This is a genomic window from Geodermatophilus tzadiensis (genome assembly GCF_003002915.1).
GTDB classification, from domain to species: Bacteria; Actinomycetota; Actinomycetes; order Mycobacteriales; family Geodermatophilaceae; genus Geodermatophilus; species Geodermatophilus tzadiensis.
Window position 1 is genome coordinate 80,398 of record NZ_PVTG01000017.1, and the last position, 19,392, is coordinate 99,789.

19 protein-coding genes and 1 tRNA gene are annotated in these 19,392 nt (G+C 77.0%); 15 read left to right on the plus strand and 5 right to left on the minus strand.

Annotation, left to right across the window (positions count from 1 at the left end; genetic code table 11):
- Positions 1 to 5: 5 nt before the first annotated feature.
- A complete protein-coding gene (locus tag LY71_RS19185; protein ID WP_245888097.1) occupies positions 6 to 767 on the minus strand; it encodes a UbiA family prenyltransferase in 762 nt (253 codons plus the stop codon).
- 215 nt (positions 768 to 982) lie between these two features.
- Between LY71_RS19185 and LY71_RS19190 the strand changes: the two genes are divergently transcribed.
- The 5 genes from LY71_RS19190 to rlmB all read left to right on the plus strand — a co-directional run bounded on the left by LY71_RS19190 (position 983) and on the right by rlmB (position 5,141).
- Entirely contained in the window at positions 983 to 1,465 is a 483-nt protein-coding gene (locus LY71_RS19190) for a CarD family transcriptional regulator (RefSeq protein WP_012946870.1), read from the plus strand.
- 35 nt (positions 1,466 to 1,500) lie between these two features.
- The gene (ispD, locus tag LY71_RS19195) at positions 1,501 to 2,163 is read left to right on the plus strand and encodes a 2-C-methyl-D-erythritol 4-phosphate cytidylyltransferase (protein ID WP_106280688.1); all 663 of its coding nucleotides are present in this window, start codon (positions 1,501 to 1,503) and stop codon (positions 2,161 to 2,163) included.
- Positions 2,160 to 2,660 (plus strand): 2-C-methyl-D-erythritol 2,4-cyclodiphosphate synthase, encoded by a 501-nt coding sequence (gene ispF / locus LY71_RS19200; protein ID WP_106280690.1) that lies wholly within the window; start codon positions 2,160 to 2,162, stop codon positions 2,658 to 2,660. The genes ispD and ispF overlap by 4 nt, the downstream gene beginning before the upstream one ends.
- Before the next feature lie 121 nt (positions 2,661 to 2,781).
- On the plus strand, positions 2,782 to 4,185 hold the full coding sequence (gene cysS, locus LY71_RS19205; RefSeq protein WP_106280692.1) for a cysteine--tRNA ligase: 1,404 nt from the start codon (positions 2,782 to 2,784) through the stop codon (positions 4,183 to 4,185).
- Positions 4,167 to 5,141: a 23S rRNA (guanosine(2251)-2'-O)-methyltransferase RlmB gene (rlmB, locus tag LY71_RS19210; protein WP_245888099.1), complete on the plus strand. Its 975-nt coding sequence runs from the start codon at positions 4,167 to 4,169 to the stop codon at positions 5,139 to 5,141. The genes cysS and rlmB overlap by 19 nt, the downstream gene beginning before the upstream one ends.
- Before the next feature lie 37 nt (positions 5,142 to 5,178).
- Here the strand turns inward: rlmB and LY71_RS19215 are convergent, their stop codons facing one another.
- From LY71_RS19215 to LY71_RS19225, 3 genes are all read right to left on the minus strand, one after another.
- Positions 5,179 to 6,456: a DUF445 domain-containing protein gene (locus LY71_RS19215; RefSeq protein ID WP_245888100.1), complete on the minus strand. Its 1,278-nt coding sequence runs from the start codon at positions 6,454 to 6,456 to the stop codon at positions 5,179 to 5,181.
- 47 nt (positions 6,457 to 6,503) lie between these two features.
- The gene (locus LY71_RS19220) at positions 6,504 to 7,760 is read right to left on the minus strand and encodes a S1C family serine protease (RefSeq protein WP_106280697.1); all 1,257 of its coding nucleotides are present in this window, start codon (positions 7,758 to 7,760) and stop codon (positions 6,504 to 6,506) included.
- A gap of 106 nt (positions 7,761 to 7,866) precedes the next feature.
- The gene (locus LY71_RS19225; RefSeq protein WP_106280699.1) at positions 7,867 to 8,643 is read right to left on the minus strand and encodes an ABC transporter permease; all 777 of its coding nucleotides are present in this window, start codon (positions 8,641 to 8,643) and stop codon (positions 7,867 to 7,869) included.
- A 154-nt stretch (positions 8,644 to 8,797) separates the two neighbouring features.
- Here LY71_RS19225 and LY71_RS19230 point away from each other — a divergent pair, with 154 nt between their 5' ends.
- The 6 genes from LY71_RS19230 to LY71_RS19255 all read left to right on the plus strand — a co-directional run bounded on the left by LY71_RS19230 (position 8,798) and on the right by LY71_RS19255 (position 15,304).
- A complete protein-coding gene (locus LY71_RS19230; protein ID WP_106280701.1) occupies positions 8,798 to 9,508 on the plus strand; it encodes a hypothetical protein in 711 nt (236 codons plus the stop codon).
- A 79-nt stretch (positions 9,509 to 9,587) separates the two neighbouring features.
- On the plus strand, positions 9,588 to 10,190 hold the full coding sequence (locus tag LY71_RS19235) for a DUF1326 domain-containing protein (RefSeq protein WP_106280703.1): 603 nt from the start codon (positions 9,588 to 9,590) through the stop codon (positions 10,188 to 10,190).
- Between the two features lie 4 nt (positions 10,191 to 10,194).
- Positions 10,195 to 11,022, plus strand: a complete 828-nt coding sequence (locus tag LY71_RS19240; RefSeq protein WP_106280705.1) for a DUF2182 domain-containing protein — start codon at positions 10,195 to 10,197, stop codon at positions 11,020 to 11,022.
- A 100-nt stretch (positions 11,023 to 11,122) separates the two neighbouring features.
- A complete protein-coding gene (locus tag LY71_RS19245; protein ID WP_106280707.1) occupies positions 11,123 to 12,580 on the plus strand; it encodes a 3' terminal RNA ribose 2'-O-methyltransferase Hen1 in 1,458 nt (485 codons plus the stop codon).
- The gene (locus LY71_RS19250) at positions 12,577 to 15,135 is read left to right on the plus strand and encodes a polynucleotide kinase-phosphatase (RefSeq protein WP_106280709.1); all 2,559 of its coding nucleotides are present in this window, start codon (positions 12,577 to 12,579) and stop codon (positions 15,133 to 15,135) included. The genes LY71_RS19245 and LY71_RS19250 overlap by 4 nt, the downstream gene beginning before the upstream one ends.
- A 96-nt stretch (positions 15,136 to 15,231) precedes the next feature.
- A tRNA-Thr gene (locus LY71_RS19255) sits at positions 15,232 to 15,304 on the plus strand.
- A 16-nt stretch (positions 15,305 to 15,320) separates the two neighbouring features.
- On the opposite strand, the gene LY71_RS19260 is transcribed toward LY71_RS19255, so the two are convergent.
- On the minus strand, positions 15,321 to 15,749 hold the full coding sequence (locus LY71_RS19260) for a DUF5313 family protein (RefSeq protein ID WP_106280711.1): 429 nt from the start codon (positions 15,747 to 15,749) through the stop codon (positions 15,321 to 15,323).
- A 109-nt stretch (positions 15,750 to 15,858) separates the two neighbouring features.
- Between LY71_RS19260 and LY71_RS19265 the strand changes: the two genes are divergently transcribed.
- From LY71_RS19265 to LY71_RS19280, 4 genes are all read left to right on the plus strand, one after another.
- Entirely contained in the window at positions 15,859 to 16,290 is a 432-nt protein-coding gene (locus LY71_RS19265) for a CBS domain-containing protein (protein ID WP_106280713.1), read from the plus strand.
- A gap of 57 nt (positions 16,291 to 16,347) precedes the next feature.
- Positions 16,348 to 17,262, plus strand: a complete 915-nt coding sequence (gene rarD, locus LY71_RS19270; protein ID WP_106280715.1) for an EamA family transporter RarD — start codon at positions 16,348 to 16,350, stop codon at positions 17,260 to 17,262.
- Positions 17,263 to 17,377: 115 nt separating this feature from the next.
- On the plus strand, positions 17,378 to 17,710 hold the full coding sequence (locus LY71_RS19275; RefSeq protein ID WP_106280717.1) for a DUF3263 domain-containing protein: 333 nt from the start codon (positions 17,378 to 17,380) through the stop codon (positions 17,708 to 17,710).
- Positions 17,711 to 17,721: 11 nt separating this feature from the next.
- Entirely contained in the window at positions 17,722 to 19,383 is a 1,662-nt protein-coding gene (locus LY71_RS19280; protein ID WP_146146186.1) for a LytR C-terminal domain-containing protein, read from the plus strand.
- Positions 19,384 to 19,392 lie beyond the last annotated feature (9 nt).

A 19,392-nucleotide genomic window follows, 5' to 3' on the forward strand; every position in this document is an offset into this window, starting at 1 on the left:
CGCGCTCAGGTGAGCGCGGCCCCGCCGGCCACCAGCAGCACCACGTCGAGCACCGTGAGCAGCAGCACCGCCGGGAAGGCCGCCCGGCGGAAGCGGGCCGTCCCGGCCAGCGCCGCGACGACGACGGCCGGCACGGCCAGCGCCAGTCCTGCCCAGCCCCACCAGGCGGGCGGACCGGCCGGCCCCAGGACCAGCACCAGCGACGCGGTCCCCAGCAGCAGCGCGCCCAGTGCCGCCGATGCCCGGGCACCCAGCCGGTGCGGCAGGCCGCGCACCCCGGTGGCGAGGTCGTCGGCGAGGTCGGGGGCGACGTTGGCCAGGTGCGCCGCGGCACCCAGCGCCGCCCCGGCCGCGGGCAGCCACCACGGCGCCACCGGCACCCCCGGCGCGGCGGCCACCACCCCGGCCGGCAGCGCGCCGAAGCCGGTCACGTAGGGCAGCGCGGAGACCGCGGTCCGCTTGAGCCCGGCGTTGTAGGCCCACCCGCTGGCCACCAGGACGAGCAGCAGCAGCCCGGGCACGAGGCCGAGCAGCAGCGACAGGACGACGGCCGCCGCGGCCGCCGCGAGGGCCGCCGTCCGCAGCACGGCGGGAGCCACGGCGCCCTGTACGACGGGCTTGTCCGCCCGGGCGACGGCCCGGTCGCGATCGGCGTCGAGCCAGTCGTTGCTCCAGCCGATGGAGGCCTGACCTGCGAGGACGGCCAGCCCCACCAGGGCCACCCGCCCGGCGGACAGTCCCGCGGCGACGGCGAGCAGGGTCGCCACGACCGTCACCGCGCCCGACGGCGGGGCATGCGTGGCGAGCACGAGGGCCCGCACGAGGGAGGCCCGCGAAGGGTGCGCACGCACACCGACCACGCCTCTGTCAACCCCTCCCGGAGACTTCACCAGGCCTCTGACCTGCGCATATGAGCAGACGGATCTGTCCGGCCGTCAGTGTGCCGTGCTAACCTGGGGTCAGCGAAAGGGGTCACAATCACATGGGCTTCACTGTCGGCGAGACCGTCGTCTACCCGCACCACGGTGCCGCTCTGATCGAGGCGATCGAGACGCGGGTCATCAAGGGTGAAGAGAGGGCCTACCTCGTGCTGAAGGTCGCCCAGGGCGACCTGACCGTGCGCGTGCCGGCCGACAACGCAGAGATCGTCGGCGTCCGCGACGTCGTCGGGCAGGACGGGCTGAACCGGGTGTTCGAGGTCTTGCGGGCCCCGCACACCGAGGAGCCGACCAACTGGTCGCGCCGCTACAAGGCCAACCTCGAGAAGCTGGCCTCCGGTGACGTGAACAAGGTGGCCGAGGTCGTCCGCGACCTGTGGCGCCGCGACAAGGACCGTGGCCTCTCCGCCGGCGAGAAGCGGATGCTGTCCAAGGCCCGCCAGATCCTGGTCAGCGAGCTCGCGCTCGCCGAGGGCACCAACGAGGACAAGGCCGAGGTCCTGCTCGACGAGGTCCTCGCCAGCTGAGCCTCTCGCACCCTCTGCTCCACCCGGCCACTCCCGTGTCCGCTGTCGGCGTCGTCGCAGCGGCCGGGAGTGGCTCGCGTCTGGGGGCCGACCGGCCGAAGGCGCTCGTCGAGCTGGCCGGCCGGCCGCTGGTCGCCTGGGCGGTCGAGACCCTGCTCGCCGGCGGGGTCGACGAGGTCGTGGTGACCGTCCCCGCCGCCGACCGGGCGGCCTTCGCCGCCGCGCTCCCCGGCCGCGTGCACCTCGTCGAGGGCGGCGCCACCCGCACCGCCTCGGTCCGCGCCGGCCTGGCCGCCGCCGGCCCGGGCGCCGACGTCGTCCTCGTGCACGACGCGGCCCGCCCGCTCACCCCGCCCGACGTCGTCGCCCGGGTGCTCGCCGCGCTGGCCGCCGGCGCCCCCGCCGTCGTCCCGGTGCTGCCCGTCGTCGACACCACCGTGGTCGTCGACGACGGCGGCCTGGTCGCCGACGCCGTCCCGCGGGCCCGGCTGCGCCGGGTGCAGACGCCGCAGGGCTTCGACCGCGCGGTCCTCGTCGCCGCCTACGCCGGCCTGCCCGAGGGCGCCGAGCTCACCGACGACGCGGCCGTGGTGCGCGCCGCCGGCGTCCCGGTGGCGACCGTCGACGGCGACGAGCGCGCCGCGAAGGTGACCGTGCCGCACGACCTGCACCTCGCCGGGCTGCAGGTGGCCCGGTGACCGGGCTGCCGCGGGTGGGCCTCGGCGTCGACGTGCACCCGGTCGAGGCCGGGCGCCCGTGCCGGCTGGCCGGCCTCGAGTGGCCCGGCGCCGACGGGTGCGCCGGGCACTCCGACGGCGACGTCGTCGCGCACGCCCTCACCGACGCCGTCCTGTCGGCCGCCGGGCTCGGCGACATCGGCGGGCTGCTGGGCACCGACGACCCGCGCTGGGCCGGCGCCCGCGGTGTCGCCGTCCTCGAGCACGTGCGGGAGACGCTCGCCGCGGCCGGCTGGCGGGTCGGCAACGCGGCCGTGCAGCTGGTCGCCCCGACGCCCAAGCTCGGCCCGCGCCGCGCGGAGGCCGAGGCCGCGCTGTCGGCGGCGCTCGGTGCCCCGGTGAGCGTCACGGCCACCACCACCGACGGCCTGGGCCTGGTCGGGCGCGGCGAGGGCCGGGCGGCGATCGCGACCGCGCTGGTCGTCGAGGCGGGGTCCGTGGACTCCGCGCCCCGCTGACGCAGCGCTCCGTAGACTCCGCGCCCCGCCGACGCAGCGCTCCGTAGACTCCGCGCCCCGCCGACGCAGCGCTCCGTAGACTCCGCGCCCCGCCGACGCAGCGCTCCGTAGACTCCGCGCAGTGAGCCTCCGCCTGTACGACACGGCCGCCCGCGCGGTCCGCGACTTCACGCCCCTGCGTGCGGGACAGGCCTCGATGTACGTCTGCGGGCTCACCGTCCAGGGGCCGCCACACGTCGGCCACGTGCGGGCCGCGCTGGTCTTCGACGTGCTGCGCAGCTGGCTGGAGCACGGCCACGGCCTCGACGTCACGCTGGTCCGCAACGTCACCGACATCGACGACAAGATCCTCACCAAGGCCGCCGAGGCGGGCGTGCCGTGGTGGGCGTGGGCCTACACCAACGAGCTGGCCTGCACCCGCGCCTACGACGTCCTCGGCGTCCGCCCGCCCACCTACGAGCCGCGCGCCACCGGCCACGTGCCCGACATGGTCGAGCTCGTCGAGCGGCTGGTCGAGCGCGGGCACGCCTACGCCGTCGACGGCGACGTCTACTTCGACGTCCGCTCGTTCCCGGAGTACGGGGCGCTGACCCGCCAGCGGCTCGAGGACCTCGAGGCGGCCGGCGACACCGACACCGACGAGCGCAAGCGCGACCCCCGCGACTTCGCGCTGTGGAAGGCGCACAAGCCCGGCGAGCCGGCGACCGCGGCGTGGCCGACGCCGTGGGGGCGCGGCCGGCCGGGCTGGCACCTGGAGTGCTCGGCGATGGCCGGGCGCTACCTCGGCCCCGACTTCGACGTCCACGGCGGCGGGCTGGACCTGCGCTTCCCGCACCACGAGAACGAGCAGGCGCAGTCGCGCGCGGCCGGCGACGGGTTCGCGCGGTACTGGCTGCACAACGGCTGGGTCACCCTCGGCGGCGAGAAGATGAGCAAGTCGCTGGGCAACACCGCGCTGGTCGACGAGGTGGTGCAGCGGGTGCGGCCGGTGGAGCTGCGCTACTACCTGGTCGCCCCGCACTACCGCTCGACGATCGAGTTCACCGACGCCGCGGTGGCCGAGGCGGGTGCGGCCTACCGGCGGATCGAGTCGTTCGTGCAGCGGGCCGCCGAGCGGGTGGGCGCCGAGCACTCGGCCGACCTCCCCGAGGCGTTCCGCGCCGCGATGGACGACGACCTGGGCACCCCGGCCGCCGTCGCCGTCGTGCACGACACCGTCCGGCAGGGCAACACCGCCCTGGCCGAGGGCGACGACGCCGCCACCGCCGCCGCCCTCGGCCCGGTGCGCGCGATGCTCGCCGTGCTCGGCCTCGACCCGCTCGACCCCCGGTGGGCCGGCGGTGGATCCGACGACCGGCTCACCGAGGTGGCCGACGGCCTGGTCCGGCTGGCGCTCGACCAGCGCCAGGCCGCCCGCGCGCGCAAGGACTACGCGGCGGCCGACGCGCTGCGCGACCAGCTCACCGCCCTCGGCGTGCAGGTCGAGGACACCCCGCAGGGACCCCGATGGGAGCTGACCCGCTGATGGCCGGCAACAGCCAGCGCCGCGGCCGCACGAGCGGTGCCGGCAAGAAGACCGCCACCGCGGGCACGGGCGGCAAGAACCGCCGGTCCCTCGCCGGCCGCGGCGCGACCCCGCCCGCGGAGATGCGCAAGGGGCACCCGGCGCAGCGCAAGGCGCAGGCCGACGCGCGCCGGCGGGCCGAGCGCGACCGCAGCCGCCAGCGCGCCGAGGAGACCCCGGAGCTGCTGCTCGGCCGCAACCCGGTGGTGGAGGCGCTGCGCGCGGAGATCCCGGCGACCGCGCTCTACGTGGTCACCGGTGAGTCCACGCGGTCCGACGAGCGGGTCACCGAGGCGGTGCAGCTCGCCGCGGACCGCGGCCTGCCGCTGCTGGAGGTGGGCAAGGCCGAGTTCGACCGGATGTCGAACGGGGCGCTGCACCAGGGCATCGGCCTGCAGGTCCCGCCCTACTCCTACGCCCACCCCGACGACCTGCTCGACGTCGCCCGCGACTCCGGGCGGCCGCCGCTGGTGGTGGCGATGGACGGCGTCACCGACCCGCGCAACCTCGGCGCCGTCGTCCGCTCGGCCGCCGCGTTCGCCGCGCACGGGGTCGTCGTGCCGCAGCGCCGCGCCGTCGGCATGACCGCCTCGGCCTGGCGGACCAGCGCGGGGGCCGCCGCCCGGCTGCCGGTGGCCCGCGCGGTCAACCTGGCCCGCGCGCTGGCCTCCTACCAGGACGCCGGGCTGATGACCGTGGGCCTGGCCGGCGACGGCGACACCGACCTGCACGAGTTCGACGGCCTCGCCGACCCGGTGGTCCTGGTCGTCGGCGCGGAGGGGACGGGGCTGTCGCGGCTGGTCCGTGAGCGCTGCGACGTCGTCCTGCGCATCCCGATCGCCCGCGACACCGAGTCGCTCAACGTCAGCGTCGCCGCCGGCATCGCCCTCTACGCGGCCGCCCAGGCCCGCCGGTAGCGGCCGCGACGATCAGGTCACCTGATCATCGAGCGCCTCACCCCAGCAGCTGGGCGACGGTGTAGATGACCAGGCCCGCCAGGCCGCCGACGACGGTGCCGTTGATCCGGATGAACTGCAGGTCGCGGCCCACCTGCAACTCGATGCGCCGGCTGGTCTCCTCGGTGTCCCAGCGCGCCACGGTGGCGCCGACGACGTCGGCCAGCTCGCCGGCGAACCGGTCGACCAGGTAGCCGGCAACCCGCACCGACTGCCGCTGCACCCGCTCGCGCACCCGCGGGTCGGTCTGCAGCAGCCGGGCGGCGTCGCGGACCAGCCCGGCCACCCGGGCCCGCAGCTCGGAGTCGGGGTCGGCGGCCGCGGCGAGGAACGCGGTCTTGGCGTTGGTCCACAGCGACGAGGACCAGGTGCGCACCGCCGGGTGCTCGAGCAGCTCCTTCTTGAACGCCTCGACCCGCGCGGCGGTGTCGGGGTCGGTGCGCAGGGCGTGCACGTAGACGCGCAGCCGGGCGTCGTACACCCGGCGCAGCTCGTGGTGCCGGTCGGCGCCCACCTCGTCGAGGAAGGACTGCACCCCGGCGAACACCCGGTCGAACACCCGGTCGTCGACCCAGTCGGGCACCCAGGCGGGGGAGGCGTCGCCGAGCTGGGCGCGGAACACCACCCGGTTGTCCTCCAGGAAGCGGGCCAGGTAGCGCAGCGCCGCCGAGAGCACCTCCTGGTGGCGGTCGCCGTCGACGACCAGCTCCAGCACCCGCGCCAGCACCGGCGCGGCCGGCGTCTCGTGCAGCTTGCGGTCGACCAGCCCGGCGACGGCGTCCTGCACGTCGTCGTCGCGCAGCAGGTCGGTGACCCCGGTCAGCGCGACCGCGGCGTCGGCGGCCAGCCGCTCGGCCCGGCCGGGCGCGGCGAGGAAGCCCCCGAGCCGGCCGGGGACGTCGACGGTGGCGAGCTTGTCCTCCACGACGCCGCGGGTCAGGAAGTTCTCCTGCACGAAGGTGCCCAGGCTCGCGCCGATCTGGTCCTTCTTGCGCGGGATGATCGCCGTGTGCGGGATCGGGATCCGCAGCGGGTGCCGGAACAGCGCGGTGACGGCGAACCAGTCGGCCAGCGCGCCGACCATCGAGGCCTCGGCGGTGGCCCGCACGTACCCGACCCAGGCGCCGGCGTCCTCCCCGACCAGCACGCAGGCGAGGAACACCGCCGCGGCCAGCAGGAACAGCCCGGTGGCCAGCCGCTTCATCCGGCGCAGGCCCTCGGCGCGCTCCGGGTCGTCCAGCGAGGAGGCCAGCGGAGCGCTCGGGGACGACGACACCCTCCCGAGCCTAGGAGGCGCGGGAGGGTGCCGTCGGGGCGCGGGGATCAGCTGTCGCTGCTGCCGAGCGTCACGTGCACGGTGGAGGTCTGCCCGTCGCGGCGGACGGTCAGCGTCACCTCGTCGCCGGGGGCCCTGCTGCGCACCGCGGCGGTGAGCTCGGTGGAGGTGGTCACCGCCCGGTCGCCGACGGCGGTCACCACGTCACCGGCCCGCAGCCCGGCGGAGGCCGCCGCGCCGCCGTCCTGCACCTGCACGACCTGCGCGCCGGTGCCGACCCCGCTGTTGGCGTCGCTGGCCGCGGTCTGCGCCTGCACCCCGAGGACGGCGTGGGTGGCCGAGCCGGTGGCGACGATCTCCTGGGCGATGCGCTGCGCGGTGTTGCTGGGGATGGCGAAGCCGACGCCGATGTTGCCGCTCTGCGCGTCCTGGCCCGGTGCGCCCGAGGCCACCGAGGCGATGGCGCTGTTGATGCCGATGACCTCGCCGGCGGCGTCGACCAGCGCGCCGCCGGAGTTGCCCGGGTTGATCGCCGCGTCGGTCTGCAGCGCGTCGAGGACCGTCGCGTCGTCGCGGGTGGAGCCGGTGGCCACCGCGCGGTTCGTGGCGCTGATGATCCCGTCGGTGACCGTGTCGGACAGGCCGAGCGGGGCGCCGATCGCCACCGCGAGGTCGCCGACCTGCACGTCGTCGGAGTCGGCGAAGGTCGCCGGGGTCAGCCCGTCGGCGCCCTGCAGCTTGACCACGGCGAGGTCCGAGGTCGGGTCGGTGCCGACGACGGTGGCGTCGTAGAGCGTGCCGTCGGAGGTGCGCACCTGGATGGTGGCGCCGTCGGTGCTGCTGTCGAGGGTGACCACGTGGTTGTTCGTCAGCACGTAGCCGTCCGCGGAGAGCACCACGCCCGAGCCGCTGCCCGACCCCGAGCCGCCGCTGACGTACACGGTGACGACGCTGGGCGCCGCCTTGGCGGCGGCGGCGGTCACCGCGGTCGCCGTCTGGGGGTCCTTGACGACGACGCTCTGCGCGGTGGCGGCCGTCGTCGCCGCGGTGCCGCCGTCCGCGGTGAGCGCGACGACGCCGGCCCCGGCGCCGCCGCCGATGAGCGCGCCGGCGAGCAGCCCGGCGACGCCGAGCCGCAGCCGGCTGGCGCGGCGCGGCGCGGCGGCGGGGACGAGCGGCACCAGCGGCGGCGGGACCGTCGCGGTCCCGCCCGAGGGGTGCCAGGAGCCGCCGGACGGCGGCGGGGCCCACCCCGGGGTCGCGCCGGTCGGCTGCTGCGCCGGGTGCTGCTGTCCGTCGGTCACTGTCCTGCGCCTCCCTCACGGGCGGCCGTCCGCCGCCCTCGACGACCACGGTCGGCGCGGCGACTGGTGGGGCGCTGCAGGTCGCCTGTGAGGTCGCTGGACGTCCTCAGCGGGGCAGGAAGGCCAGCACCTGCCCACGTGCGACCAGCTCGGTGACGATCCACACCGCCGCGACCTGGGCGGCCAGCAGCCCCACCAGCACGAGCAGCTGGGCGGCCCCGGCGGCCAGCGGACTGCCGCCGCCCAGCAGCACGCCGACGTACGCGCCCGGGAGGGTGACCAGGCCCACGGTGCGCGTCTGGTCGAGCGGCGGGACGAGGGCGGTGGCGGCCGAGGGGCGGGCGACGAGGAGGACCGCGTCGCGGGGGAGCAGTCCCAGGGCCAGTGCCGCCTCCACCTCGCCGCGCCGGCCGGCCAGCTCCTCGCGCAGCCGCCGCCCGGCCAGCGACGTCGCCGTCATGGCCCCGCCGATGAGGATCCCGGCCACCGGGACCACCGCCTCACCGCGCAGCGGCACCGTGCCGCTGGCCAGCACCAGCCCCACCACGGGCCCGGCCCCGCCGACGACCGCGAGCGCCGCCGCCGCGACCCGGCGTGGCGCCCCGGGCGTGCGCAGCGTCAGGCCGCTGACCCGCCCGGCGGCGGTGACCGCCGCGACGGTGAGCATGAGCAGCACGAACGCCGACGACAGCCACAGCGAGCCGACGACGGCCAGCAGCACCGCCGAGACCGCGGCCAGCTGCACGGTGGCCCGCAGCGCCGCCACGACGACCGGCCGTTCCTGCCCCAGTCCGGACAGCCGGCCGCCGACCGCGGCCAGGGCGGTGAGCAGCACGAGGACGACGGCCAGCCGGGGTCCGAGGTCGACGACGGAGGTGCCCACGGGCGGCGATCATGCCGCCCGCGACCCGGCGGGCCACGACACGCCCGGGCGCGGTGTGCGAGCGCCGTTCCGCTGGGTAGGGGGCGGTCCCGGTCGCTCCGCCTGGAGCCGGCCGGGAGCCCCGTGCCCGGCCTGCCCCCCTGGAGGCTGCCCGATGTCCGACCGCGGTCTGCCCGTCCGCCTGCTCCTGGGCGTCGCCGCCCTCGCCCTGGCGGCCGTCGTGGTCGTCGGGGGCCTGGCCCTGCGGCCGCCCGGGCTGCTGGCCATCGGGCTGGCCGCGGTGGTCACCGCCTGCCTGGCCGCCGGGGTGGCCCGCGAGTCGACCGACGGGGGGCCGGCCCCGCTGGAGGCCGCCTGGCGCACCGGCGCGGCCACCATCGTCGTCCTGCTGTTCCTCTCCGGGACGGCCGCGGTCGGCGGCGCCGCGCTCACCGCGTCGGCCGCCGCGCTGCTCGTCATCGCCGGGCTCGGTGTCTGGCTGCTGCGCGCCGGCCGGCCCGGCGGGCACCGCCCCGGCCTTCCCGTAGTGCCGCCTCCGTCGGTGGCGCCGGCCGGACCGCCGCGGCCGGGGACCGCCCGGTACTCCGGCCGGCCCGGCGCCCGCGTGCTGGCCCTGCCGCCGGTGGCCACGCTGTCGACGGTGGCGCTGGGCCGCGAGTGGCTGACCACGACGGCGGCCCTCGCCGGGCGGCTGGACCCGGCGGCCCGCCAGGCCGTGGTCCGCCGCCGCCAGGACACGCTCGACGAGCTGGAGCGCCGCGACCCCGAGGGCTTCGCCCGCTGGCTGGCCGAGGGCCCGCTGCCGGGCAGCGACCCGGCCGACTGGCTGCAGCAGGGCCCGGCCGCGGGCACCGCCCCCGCCTGAGCGACGGAGCCGTCGCGGGGGCCGTTGACCGGTCCCGCCGGACGGTCGGACACTGGCTCCCTCGCGGAGGGGGCCGGCCATGGCGTGGGACCTCAGGGGCAGTTACGCCGAGACGTGTTCGTGCGAGCTCATGTGCCCGTGCAACCTCTCGTTCGACCACGGCGCGACCTACGACTTCTGCCGGGCGACCCTGGCCTTCGCCATCCGCGAGGGGCAGGTCGACGGCACCGACGTCCGGGGCCGCAGGGTCGTGACGATCATCGACACCCCGAAGGTGATGACCGAGGGCAACTGGCGGCTCGGCATGTTCGTCGACGACCAGGCCACGGACGAGCAGTTCGACAAGCTGGTCCAGGTCTTCGGTGGGCAGCTCGGCGGGCCGATGGCCGCACTCGGCCCGCTCGTGGCGGAGATCGCCGGCGTCGAACGGGCGCCGATCGAGTTCCGGGACGACGGGCTGCGACACAGCGTCCGGGTCGGGGACGTGATCGACTTCGAGGTCGAGGACGTCGTGCCGTTCGACAGGGAGGACAGTCGGCCGGCCAGGCTGGTCGGTGGGGGCCACCCGGTCGCGTCGGACCTGACGATCGCCGAGGCGCGGCGCTCCCGGATCGACGCCTTCGGCATCCGGTACGAGGGCAGGAGCGGCGTCTCGACCGCGGAGTTCTCCTGGGCCGGGTGACCCCGTGAGCCCTCCGGCGCAGGTACGCCTCCCCCCGGACCGCGGCCTCGCGCCGGCCTTCGCCGCCGTCCGTGTCCGGCTGGGACTGGTCGCCGTCCTGTTCGTCCTGGCCGGCGTCGGCTGGTGGTGGACCGTCCAGTCGATGCGGGGCATGGACGAGGGCCCGTGGACCGGCCTGGGGACGCTGGGCTGGTTCCTCTCGGTCTGGGTCGTGATGATGGCCGCGATGATGTTCCCGTCGGTCGCACCGACGGTCGCGCTGTACTCCCGGATGACCCGGCGGCGGTCTCCGCTGTCGCCCCTGCTGTTCGCGGCCGGCTACCTGCTCACCTGGGCAGCGGCGGGCCTGCTCGCCTTCGCGCTCACGGCGCTCGTGACCCGGGCCGCCGGTGACGTGCTCGCCTGGGACCGCGCGGGCCGGTGGGTCGCCGGCGCCACCCTGGTGGTCGCGGCGGTCTACGAGCTCACCCCGCTCAAGGACGTCTGCCTCGGCAAGTGCCGCAGCCCGCTCGGGTTCCTGCTGGGCTCGTGGCGCGACGGCCGCCGGGGCGCGCTGCAGATGGGCGCGAGACACGGCGCGTGGTGCGTCGGCTGCTGCTGGGCGCTGATGGCGTCGCTGTTCGCGCTGGGCGTCATGAGCGTCGTCTGGATGGCCGTCGTGGCGGGGGTGATCGCCGTCGAGAAGACGTTGCCGTGGCGGCGCGTGGCGACCTACGGGACGGCGGCCCTGCTCCTCGCGCTGGGCGTGCTCGTGCTGACCGCGCCTCAGGCGGTCCCGGCCCTCACGACTCCCGGCGCCGACGGGACGGGCGAGATGGAGCCGATGCCCTAGCCCCGGCGTCGCCACCCGGGGTCGTAGCCCGAGGCGACAGGACGCGGGCACGGTACCGAAAGGAGTTCGCCTGCCGGGCGTCGCTCGGTGACACTCGGGCGTGCTCGTCACCCTGACCACCACGCACGTGCCCGCGACCGACCTCGGCTTCCTGCTGCACAAGAACCCGGCGCGGGCGCAGCAGGTGGAGGTCTCGACCGGCACGGCGCACGTCTTCTACCCCGAGGCGGACGAGCACCGGTGCACCGCGGCGCTGCTGCTGGAGGTCGACCCGGTCGGCCTGGTGCGCACAGCTCGGGCCGGCGGGGACGACGGCGCGCTCGCCCAGTACGTCAACGACCGTCCGTACGCGGCGTCGAGCCTGCTGGCCGTGGCCCTGGGCAAGGCGTTCTCCAGCGCCCGCCGGGGGGTGAGCAGGGAACGGCCGGAGCTGGTGGACGTCGCCCTGCCGCTGGAGGTGCACGTCCCCGCGCTGTCGTGCCGCGGTGGCGTGGAGATGGCGCAGCGGTTCTTCGCGCCGCTCGGCTGGCGGGTCGACGCGAGGGCGGTACCGCTGGACGAGACCCTGCCGGACTGGGGCGTCTCCCGGTACGTCGACCTGCGGCTGGGCGGTGACCTCCGGCTCGCCGACGCGCTCAACCACCTCTACGTGGCCCTGCCCGTGCTCGACGACGCGAAGCACTACTGGGTCGGCAGCGACGAGGTCGAGAAGCTGGTGCGCGCGGGCAGCGGCTGGCTGGCCGGCCACCCGGAGCGCGACCTCATCACGCGCCGGTACCTGGGCCACCGGACCGCCCTGACCCGCCGGGCGATCGAGCGGCTCGCCGAGGTCGACGACGCCGATCCCGAGACGCTGGACGACGCGATCGCCCCGCCGCTCGCCGCAGCCGGCGGTCCGCGGTCGCCGGAGGGCGAGGACGCGACCGACCGGCCGGTGCCCCTGGCGGTGCAGCGGCACGGGGCGGTGCTGGCCGCGCTGCGCTCGGCCGGCGCGCAGCGGGTCGTCGACCTCGGCTGCGGGGCCGGCGCGCTGCTGCACGCGCTGCTGGCCGAGCCGGCGTTCACCGAGGTCCTGGGCGTCGACGTCAGCGCCCGGGCGCTGGAGGTGGCCGCCCGGCGCCTGCGGCTCGACCGGCTCCCGGAGCGGCAGCGGGCACGCATCCGCCTCCTGCAGAGCGGCCTGACGTACACCGACGTCCGGCTCCGGGGCTACGACGCGGCGGTGCTGATGGAGGTCGTCGAGCACCTCGACCTCGACCGCCTGCCCGCGCTCGAGCACGCCGTCTTCGGCGCCGCCGCCCCCGCGACCGTCGTCGTCACCACGCCCAACGTCGAGTACAACGTCCGCTTCGAGGGCCTGCCGGCCGGCACCTTCCGGCACCGCGACCACCGGTTCGAGTGGACCCGTCAGCAGTTCGCCGACTGGGTGGCCGCCGCCGGGGACCGGTACGGGTACACGGCGCGGCTGCTCGGCGTCGGCGAGGAGGACCCGGACGTCGGGACACCCACGCAGATGGCCGTGTTCACCCGCGGCGCGGCGACGGAGGTGGCGGCGTGAGCACCCCCGCCGAGGAGCGCCCGGCCGGTCGACCGCGCACCGTCGTCGTCCCCGACCTCGCCCTGGTCGTGCTGATCGGGGTCAGCGGCTCGGGCAAGAGCACCTTCGCGCGCCGGCACTTCCGGGCCACCCAGGTGGTCTCCAGCGACTCCTGCCGCGGCCTGGTCGCCGACGACGAGAACGACCAGTCGGCGACGCCGGCCGCGTTCGACCTGCTGCACCACATCGCCGGCGTCCGGCTGCGCGCCGGCCGCCTCACGGTGGTCGACGCGACCAACGTCAAGCGCGAGGACCGGGCGTCCCTCGTGGCGCTGGCGCGCGAGCACGACGTGCTGCCGGTCGCGGTCGTCCTCGACGTGCCGGAGGGCGAGTGCCTGGCCCGCAACGCCGCCCGGCCGGACCGGGACCTCCCCCCCGAGGTGGTCCGGCGGCAGCGGACCGACCTGCGGCGCGGCCTGCGCGGCCTGGGCCGTGAGGGCTTCCGCAAGGTGCACGTGCTCGACGGCACCGAGGAGGTCGAGCGCGCGGTCGTCACCTACGAGAAGCAGTACAACGACCGGCGCGAGGACACCGGCCCCTTCGACGTCGTGGGCGACGTGCACGGCTGCCGCGCCGAGCTCGAGGACCTGCTGGGCGAGCTCGGCTACGAGCTGCGCCGCGACGAGCACGGCCGCCCGGTGGACGCCGAGCACCCGGCCGGACGACGAGCGGTCTTCGTCGGCGACCTCGTCGACCGCGGGCCGGACTCACCCGGCGTCCTGCGCCTGGTCATGGGCATGGTCGCCGCCGGACACGCCCTGTGCGTGCCGGGCAACCACGAGGCCAAGCTGGTGCGCGCCCTGCGCGGTCGGGACGTGCAGGTCACCCACGGCCTGGAGCGCACGCTCGCCCAGCTCGAGGGGGAGGACGACGGCTTCCGGCGTCGGGTCGAGGAGTTCTGCCACGGCCTGGTCAGCCACTACGTCCTCGACGGCGGGGCGCTGGTCGTCGCGCACGCCGGGCTCAAGGAGTCGCTGCAGGGCCGGTCCAGCGCGCGGGTGCGGGCCTTCGCGCTGTACGGCGACACGACCGGGGAGACCGACGAGTTCGGCCTGCCGGTCCGCTACCCCTGGGCGAAGGAGTACCGGGGCCGCGCGACGGTGCTCTACGGGCACACCCCCGTCCCGACGCCGGAGTGGGTGAACGACACGCTGTGCCTGGACACCGGCTGCGTCTTCGGCGGCCGGCTGACCGCGCTGCGCTACCCCGAGCGCGAGCTGGTCAGCGTCGCCGCCAGGGAGACCTACTACGAGCCGGCCCGCCCGTTCCTGCCCGAGGGGGAGGCGGCACCCGCGACCGGGACGCGGCGCCGGGACGACGTCCTCGACGTCGAGGACGTGCTCGGCAAGCGGGTCGTCGAGACCCGGCTCGCCGGCCGGGTGACCGTGCGCGAGGAGAGCGCCGCGGCGGCGATCGAGGTGATGAGCCGCTTCGCCGTCGCCCCGGAGCAGCTGCTCCACCTGCCGCCGACGATGAGCCCGTCGGCCACCTCGACCCGGCCGGGGCTGCTCGAGCACCCGGCCGAGGCGTTCGCCTACTTCCGCACCGAGGGCGTGGCCGAGGTCGTCTGCCAGGAGAAGCACATGGGCTCCCGCGCGGTCGCGCTGGTCCGCCGCGACCGCAGCGGTGCGCTGCACACCCGCACCGGTCGCTCCTTCTTCGGCCCCGGGCTGACCGCCGCGTTCCTGGGCCGCCTCGGCACCGCGGCGGAGGAGGCGGGGCTGTTCGAGGAGCTCGACAGCGAGTGGCTGCTCCTCGACGCCGAGCTGCTGCCCTGGTCGGTCAAGGCCGCTGACCTGGTCCGCAACCAGTACGCCACCGTCGGGGCCGCCGCCCGGACGGCGCTACCGGTCGCCGTGGCGGCCCTCGAGCAGGCGGCCGCACGGGGCCTCGAGGTGGCCGACGTGCTCGACCGCCAGCGGCGGCGCGTCGCCGACGCGGAGGCGTTCACCCAGGGGTACCGGCGCTACTGCTGGCCCACCGACGGGCTCGGCGGCGTCTCCTTCGCGCCCTTCCAGCTGCTCGCCTCCGCCGGCGCCACCCACGCCGACCGGCCGCACGCCTGGCACCTGGCCCTCGCCGACCGCCTCGCCGCGGCCGACCCCGGACTCGTCCGCGGCACCCGCTCGCTCCCCGTCGACGTCACCGACCCGACGAGCGAGGCCGCGGCGACGGCGTGGTGGGAGGACCTGACCGCCGCCGGCGGTGAGGGCATGGTCGTCAAGCCCGCGGCCGGCCCGACCCGCGGGCGAGGTGGGGTGGTGCAGCCCGGCCTGAAGGTCCGCGGACGCGAGTACCTGCGGCTGGTCTACGGCCCGGACTACACCGAGCCCCGGCACCTCGACCGGCTGCGGCAGCGGTCGCTCGGCCGCAAGCGCGGACTCGCGCTCCGGGAGTACGCGCTGGGCGTGGAGGGGCTGGAGCGGCTGGCCCGGGGCGAGCCGCTGTGGCGCGTGCACGAGTGCGTCTTCGCCGTCCTCGCCCTGGAGTCCGAGCCGGTCGACCCCCGGCTCTGACCCGGGCCCGACCGCCGGAGGGGCGGCGTCCTGGAGCCCGCGGAGTCCTCGCCCGCGCTGTCCCTAGACTCGTCCCGGGACTTGTTCCCGTGTCCCGCCGGCGTGGCGCAACTGGTAGCGCACCCGACTTGTAATCGGGCGGTTGGGGGTTCGAGTCCCCCCGTCGGCTCCCTCCCGCGACCCGCTCAGTCGAAGCTGCCCGCCCCGCCCACGCGGTAGGGGTGGCGCTGCTCGACCCGGGCGGTCCGGGCGCGCTCCGCCCGCTCCTCGCGCAGCCGGGCGGCGGTGCCCGCGGGGTAGCCGGCCTTGGCCACGCGGTGCTCGGTGGTCTCGACCATGAGGGCGAGGGAGTACATGAGCCCGACCACCAGGCCGCCGAGCGCCGCGGTCAGCCGGTAGCCCACGCCGACCGGGACGACCATGCACAGCGCCACCAGCGGCGAGAGCTGCACCACCGAGCGGGTCAGGTGCCGGCGCGCCCAGCCGGGGCCGGTGGTGTCGGCGAGCACCCAGGCCGACAGCCGCCGGGGCAGCCGGCCGCCGAAGGCGTAGTAGAGCCACTGCCACGGGGTGGGCCGGGCGGTGGCCGCGGAGGGGCGGTGCTCGGTGCGCACACACCGACGGTAGGCCGGTCCGGCTGCTCGTGCCGCCCCTCGTGACGCGGGCCGTTGTGCGCGCTCGCGGCCGGGTGGAGACTGCCGCCGCCGAGGGAGGGAGGCGCCCGTGCAGATCGCCCACCTGCTCCGCCGGAAGGGTCCCGGCGTGGTCACCGTGGCGCCCAGCGCGCCGGTCCGCGAGGCGCTCGGGCTGCTGGCCGAGCACGGCATCGGGGCGCTGCTGGTGGCCGCCGTCCCGGGCGCCGTCGACGGCGTCCTCTCCGAGCGCGACGTCGTCCGCGGGCTGCACACCTCGGGCCCGGGCGTCCTCGACGGGCCGGTGTCGGCGCTGATGACCGCCGAGGTGCGCACCTGCGTCCCCGGCGCCTCCGTGCACGACCTGGCCCGCACGATGACCGACCACCGCGTCCGGCACGTGCCCGTGGTCGAGGACGGCCGGCTGCTGGGCATCGTCTCGATCGGCGACGTCGTCAAGGCGCGGCTCGACGAGCTCGAGGAGGAGCGCGCCCACCTCGTCGACTACATCCAGACCTCCTAGACGCGGGTCCTGAGCCTGGCTCAGGACCGCTCGGGAGGCGGGCGTACGGTGCGGCGCGTGGACGAGCGGCGCACCGGGACGGCGGCGGGGCTGGCCGCCTACGGGCTCTGGGGCCTGTTCCCGCTCTACTTCCCGCTGCTCGAGCCCGCCGGCGGGCTGGAGATCGTCGCCCACCGCGTGGTCTGGTCGCTGCTGTTCGTCGCGCTGCTGATCACCGTGCTGCGCCGGTGGTCGCTGGTGCGCGCCGCGGTCACCGACCTCCGGTCGCTGCTCGTGCTGGCTGGCGCGGCGGTGCTCATCGCGGCCAACTGGCTGGTGTTCGTCTACGGCGTCAACTCCGGCCACGTGGTCGAGACCTCGCTGGGCTACTTCATCAACCCGCTGGTCAGCGTGCTGCTCGGCGTCGTCGTCTTCGCCGAGCGGCTGCGCCCGCTGCAGTGGACGGCGGTGGGCCTGGCCGCCCTCGCCGTCGCCGTCCTCACCTGGGACTACGGCCGCCCGCCCTGGATCGCGCTGACCCTGGCCCTCACCTTCGGCGGCTACGGCCTGCTCAAGAAGCTGGTGCGGGTCGAGGCGGCGCCGGGCCTGCTGGTGGAGACGGCGCTGGTGCTGGTGCCCGCGCTGGTGGTCATCGGGGTGCTCCAGGGCACCGGGCGGGGGACGGCGGGGGAGGGCACGGGGCACCTGCTGCTGCTGGTCAGCTCCGGCATCGCGACGGCGGTGCCGCTGCTGCTGTTCGCCGCGGCCGCCCGGCGGATCCCGCTGTCGACGGTGGGCCTGCTGCAGTACGTGACACCGCTCATGCAGCTGGCCATCGGCGTCTTCGTCTACGGCGAGCCGATGCCCCCGGCGCGGCTGGCCGGGTTCGCCGTCGTGTGGACCGCGCTCGCCGTGTTCACCGTCGACAGCCTGCGGGCCGCCCGCGCGGCCGGGCGCCGGGCGGCCGCCGAGCAGGTGCCCGCCGCCGCGTGAGGGCCTCGCCCGGTCACGGATCGCCGACGGCGCGCACGACACGGCGCGGAGTGTCGGCACCCGGGCCTACCGTCGTGGGTGACGGCTTCCCCCCGATCGAACGGACGTCCCGGCCATGACCCCCGACCCCGTCCCCGCGGTCTCCCCGCCCGAGGACACGGCGTCGAGCGAGGGTCCCGCGCAGCCCGCGGGCCTCACCCGGCGCGAGCACGAGATGCTGGCCTTCGAGCGGCAGTGGTGGCGCCACGCCGGCGCGAAGGAGACGGCCATCCGCGAGCAGTTCGGCGTCGCCCCGACGCGCTACTACCAGGTGCTCAACGCCCTGGTCGACCGCCCCGCGGCGCTGGCCGCCGACCCCCTCCTGGTGCGCCGGCTGCGGCGGTTGCGAACCGCCCGGCGCCAGCGGCGTTCGCCTCACCTCCTGGGCAAGGGCTCCCCGGCCATCTAGATTTGGTCACCGTGGGCAGGCACGCGGCGTCAGGTGGTGACCAACCGGACCGGCCGGCCGCCCCGGTGGCCGGTGGCCGGCGCCGCACCGACGGCACCCCACCCGGCGTTCCGTCACCCGTTCCGCCGCCCGCCGACCAGGTCGAGCCGAGCGACCACGCGACCGCCCCCGGCCGCAGCCGCGCCGACCGCCGGCGTGATGCCCTGCTCGCCGGCGACACCGACCGGCGCCGCCTGCTGACCGGCCGGCCGGCCGGGGCGACCGCGGCCCCGCGCACCGTCGAGCCGCCGGCGCCGTCCGCCTCCCGCCCCGCCCGGCCCGAGGTCCGGCCCGCGCGACCGCCGGCGCCGCCGGCCGGCCGCTCGCGCCCGGTCGAGCCCGCGCCGCTGACCCGTCCCCGCCTGCCCGCGCCGCCCGTCGCGAGTCCCGCGCGGCCCGAGCCGGAGCCGCCGGCCCGCCCGGCCGTCCTGGAGACCACCGTCGCGCCGTTCCAGGCGGTCCCCACGCCCCAGGCCGACGACGCCGGGCCCGCCGCACCGGCCATCGACCCCTGGGACCAGCCGGCCCGGCCCCCGGCCCGCGGCCGCAGCGCACCCGCCCGCCGCGAGCCCGCCGTCCGGGCGCGTCCGGTCGCGGCCGCCCCGCCGGCCGCGCCGGCCCGGCCGGCACCCGTCGCGGCGGCACCCGTCGCGGCGCCGTCGTCCCCCGCGCCGTCGTCCCCCGCGCCCAACGGCGGCACCCCGGCCTACCGCGACTGGACCCGCCCCTCCGGCCCGGCCGACGCCCGCCCGGCCGCCCCGCCCACCGAGGCCATCCCCGACCGGGAGGTGGCCCGCGGCCGAGCCGCCGGGCCGGCCCCGCTGACCGAGGCCATCCCCGACCGCGAGGTCGTCCGCGACCGCGTCGAGCCGGCCCCGCCCACCGAGGCCATCCCCGACCGCGGGGTCGCCGAGCGGCACCGGGACGAGCCCGGGACCGGCCCCGACACCGGGACGGACACCGGCGTCGTCGGCGGCCGGGCCGCGCTGCGGGCCGAGCGCCAGGCGCGGGAGGCCGAGCGGCAGGCGATGGAGGCCGAGCGGCGCAAGGCCGCGCGCCGGGCCGGCGTCTCGCGGGCCGCGCTGCGCGCCGCCGACGACCAGGCCGCCTCGCCGCGCCGCGGGCGTACCGCCCTGGGCCTGCTCGCCGTGGTCGTGGTCGCGCTGGTCGTGCTCGGCGTCTACAGCTTCGTCTCCCCGGCGGCCCAGGAGACCGGGTCCACCGAGCCCGCGACGACGACGGCGGCGCCGTCGTCGGTGCCGCCCCCGTCCGGCCCGCTGCCGCCGCTGTCGGTGTCGCCGCTGCCGCCGGTCGAGGAGGCGCCGGCCACGCCGGTCCGCGTGCCGGTGACCGTGCTCAACGCCACCCAGATCGGCGGGCTGGCCGCCGAGGTGGCCGGCTCGCTGTCCGGGCAGGGGTGGTCGACCGCCGGGGTCGGTGAGTACCAGGGCAGCGAGGTCGCCACGACGACCGTGTTCTTCACCCAGGGCGACGAGACCCAGCGCCAGTCGGCGGTGCAGCTGATGGACGCCTTCCCCCAGGTGACGGTCGGGCCCTCGGTGCGCTTCTTCGAGGTCCCCGGCGTGGCCGACCCCGGTCTGGTGGTCGTCGTCACCGGCGAGTGGCAGCCCTGACCCGACACC

What these genes read in the sequence shown, in the direction of transcription:
- LY71_RS19190 (WP_012946870.1), top strand. Translation starts at nt 983, where the DNA reads ATGGGCTTCACTGTCGGCGAGACCGTCGTCTACCCGCACCACGGTGCC.
- rlmB (WP_245888099.1), top strand. Translation starts at nt 4,167, where the DNA reads ATGGGAGCTGACCCGCTGATGGCCGGCAACAGCCAGCGCCGCGGCCGC.
- LY71_RS19230 (WP_106280701.1), top strand. Translation starts at nt 8,798, where the DNA reads ATGTCCGACCGCGGTCTGCCCGTCCGCCTGCTCCTGGGCGTCGCCGCC.
- LY71_RS19235 (WP_106280703.1), top strand. Translation starts at nt 9,588, where the DNA reads ATGGCGTGGGACCTCAGGGGCAGTTACGCCGAGACGTGTTCGTGCGAG.
- LY71_RS19275 (WP_106280717.1), top strand. Translation starts at nt 17,378, where the DNA reads ATGACCCCCGACCCCGTCCCCGCGGTCTCCCCGCCCGAGGACACGGCG.